Source organism: Sulfobacillus harzensis (assembly GCF_012933365.1).
GTDB classification, from domain to species: Bacteria; Bacillota; Sulfobacillia; order Sulfobacillales; family Sulfobacillaceae; genus Sulfobacillus_B; species Sulfobacillus_B harzensis.
Window position 1 is genome coordinate 1 of the sequence record NZ_JABBVZ010000207.1, and the last position, 2,855, is coordinate 2,855.

Genomic DNA, 2,855 nt, shown 5'->3' on the forward strand with positions numbered 1-2,855 from the left:
AATGGCCGCCCACCCCAGCGAATTTTGACACCCGTCCGCGGAGCCGTCCGGGTCAATTTTTGAAAAAGCTCCTAGTCTTCTGGTCCCATTGCATCTTGCGGACATCAGCCCAGACCAGAGTTCCCATTTCTTCACCACCCCAGTTCCTATACAAGAACTCAATTTCACATGTATAATTACTGTATTCGTCGGAACGCTTTAAATTCCTGCCGAAAATTCCGTTTTGTGGAAGCAATTCTAGGAGGTTTCGCCGTGGTCAAATCGGCCGAACGCGTCGCCACCCTTATTACTGTGTTGTCTGGAATTCCTGGGAGGCCGCCATGGCCTTTTCCCGTAATCTCCAGCTCGTTCCGATCGCTGTGCCACATCTCGATCGGTTGAGCAGCGAGCTCGGTGAAACGGTCCAGATGGCCATATTGGATGGCACCGACATTGTCTATATCGCTAAGTCTGAGTCACAACGGCCAGTCCAGTTGGTCTCCTCCGTTGGAAGCCGGCTACCCGCGCACGCGACAGGGCTCGGCAAGGCATTGTTAGCCTGTTTGTCCGCGGAGAGGCTGGAAGAGCTCTATGGGAACACTGAGTCTCTTGCCGTTTTAAGCCCCAATACCATTCGCACGTTCGATGCATTACGGCACGATCTCCAAAGCATCCGGGCACGTGGCTACGCCATAGACGCCGGTGAATGCACCCCGGGACTGTTCTGTATTGCGACACCGATTTTGGGTGTCGATCATAAAGCGCTAGCCGCCATCAGCGTGTCGGTTCCCGAAAGCCGTTTTGTGGAAGCTGACCGCAGCAAGCTCGCCTCTCGCCTTATTAAAGAAGCGCATTCACTATCCCGAAAATTGGGAGCTGTAGATCCATCTTGTTGGTCCGCCGGATAGAGCGACGGCCGGGATAACGCAATCCAAAATGCTCAACCGTCAACGAAGAGGATCCGTGTCAGTACCCTTTGAAACAATCTCTCAAACCTTCTGACACAACGGGGAAGAGTCCACGTGGACGCGTCCCGTCACCGGCTTCCCCATAGGAGGTCCATATGCGCTACGATACGACGATATCTTGCGTAGACATCTTCGTATTCCCCCGCAGTTAACGAATTCGGTTCTCTCTCGGCAATGGTGCGGCGAGGATAGGCAGCCACGTCGCCCATAAGGGCGTTCCGAGCCAGCCATGCGGCGCCTACCGCGGCTCCAGGGTCCTCCGTAACCAAGACCGGTAAGGCCAACACATCGGCAACCAGCTGACTCCAAAGACCACTGCGGCTTCCCCCGCCGGTTAGAACCACCCTGCTTGGCCTCATGCCGTCACTGTTTCCCTTCATAGTGTCCCAGCAGTGACGCTGGCTGTAGGCAACCCCCTCCAAAACGGCTCGCGCCAGCTGCGGTCGGGTGTGCTGAGAGTCAAGGCCGAAGAACACGCCGCGGGCATTGGGTTGACGGATCGGTGCCCGCTCACCCGAGAGATATGGTAGAAAGAGGACCCCGTCGGAGCCCGGGGAGACTTGCGCCGCCTCCTGGTCGATCGAAGCGTAATCTGCGCCCGAATAAATAACATCGCGTAACCAGCGTACTGAGAGTCCCGCCGCCTGGGTAACCGTCATCCAATGCCAAGAATGGGGTTCCGCGTGACAAAAGGCATGAACCGAGGGGTGAGGGGGCAACGAAAACCGATCTAAAACCCAAAACAGGACGCCGCTCGTCCCAAGCGACAGTCCCAGCTCGGACGGTTGAAGACCACTACCCACCGCACTCGCTGCCTGGTCACCCGCCCCGGTGACAACCGGCAGTCCACGGAAAACAGTGGGGCCCTTCACCATTTCTCCGACGATCTCACTAGACTCACGCACCGGCGGCAACCAGGTTATATCCATATCCAGCATTTTGATCCACGCTTCATGCCAGTTTCGGTTCCTGACATCGAGAAGGTACGTTCCCGAAGCATCGGTGGCATCGATCGCCCACGTCCCGGTTAAGGTCCCGCGGAGCCAGTCCTTGGCTACCAAAACCCGGGAAATCCGTCGGTAGGTTTCCGAATCATGATCACGAATCCATAAGCAACCGAAGCAGTGTATAGTTGGTTAACGGGGCATTCCCCGTCATATCAAGAAGACGATCCATCCCAAATTTCTCAGTGAGGCGATCCACGTACTCTTCCGTTCGCTGATCGGACCACAAGATGGCGCTTCGGAGCGGGCTTCCCGACTCATCGGACACAACCAAAGTGTGCATTTGCCCGGTGACGCCAACCCCCTTCCATGCCACCGGCAACGCCTCTGCCTCAGCGAGGGCTCGGTTCAGGGCTAATACCCAATCTAGCGGGTTCTGTTCGACCCATCCAACATAGGGATGGGTCGACGGATATTCATAGGAACGGTTCCAAAGAACCGTCCCGTCCTCGCCGACCGCCACCGCTTTGAGTCCTTGAGTTCCCACGTCGAGACCAAGGTAAGCTTCTCGCATGCTATCTCAACCCCAACAATAGTTCCGTCACCAGTTGGTCAAGTTCCTCATAGGCGTATCCGCGCTCCCGCCACCAATCCAATCCCGATGGGTCATGAATCTCTGGACCCTCTCCGTTAACCTCCCGAATTCGCCTCAAAGCAGCTTGTATATCGGAGTCCTCCCGGAATTGGCGAACTTTTTCCCGGTAAGCAAGATAGCTTCGCATTGATCCTTGTGCGAACGCCCAGACTCCTTCTAAGTTCTCTGTTCTATAGGGGTGGGCGTCAAAGTGGCGCGGGCCCTCATAGCCACTATCCTCCAACAGCTTAACTGGTAGGTAAAGAGGGGCCTCGGGGCTTAGCTGTGGTAGCGAGTGCCCCTTGAGCGCCCTCCTCCCCGTAGAACCGG

General features: G+C 56.4%; 3 protein-coding genes and 1 pseudogene. 1 reads left to right on the forward strand and 3 read right to left on the reverse strand.

Features of this window, described 5'->3' with window-relative positions:
- Positions 1-320: 320 nt before the first annotated feature.
- Positions 321-887: an IclR family transcriptional regulator gene (locus HIJ39_RS22290; RefSeq protein WP_169103238.1), complete on the forward strand. Its 567-nt coding sequence runs from the start codon at positions 321-323 to the stop codon at positions 885-887.
- A 128-nt stretch (positions 888-1,015) separates the two neighbouring features.
- Here HIJ39_RS22290 and HIJ39_RS24425 read toward each other — a convergent pair whose 3' ends face one another.
- The 3 genes and pseudogenes from HIJ39_RS24425 to HIJ39_RS22300 form a co-directional block, all read right to left on the reverse strand.
- Complete coding sequence (locus HIJ39_RS24425; RefSeq protein ID WP_275107402.1) at positions 1,016-2,008, reverse strand: FGGY-family carbohydrate kinase; 993 nt, start codon at positions 2,006-2,008, stop codon at positions 1,016-1,018.
- Positions 2,009-2,045: 37 nt separating this feature from the next.
- Positions 2,046-2,465, reverse strand: coding sequence for an FGGY family carbohydrate kinase (locus HIJ39_RS24785; RefSeq protein ID WP_275107403.1), 420 nt, complete (start codon positions 2,463-2,465; stop codon positions 2,046-2,048).
- Position 2,466: 1 nt separating this feature from the next.
- A pseudogene (locus tag HIJ39_RS22300) lies at positions 2,467-2,855 on the reverse strand (hypothetical protein); the annotation flags it as partial.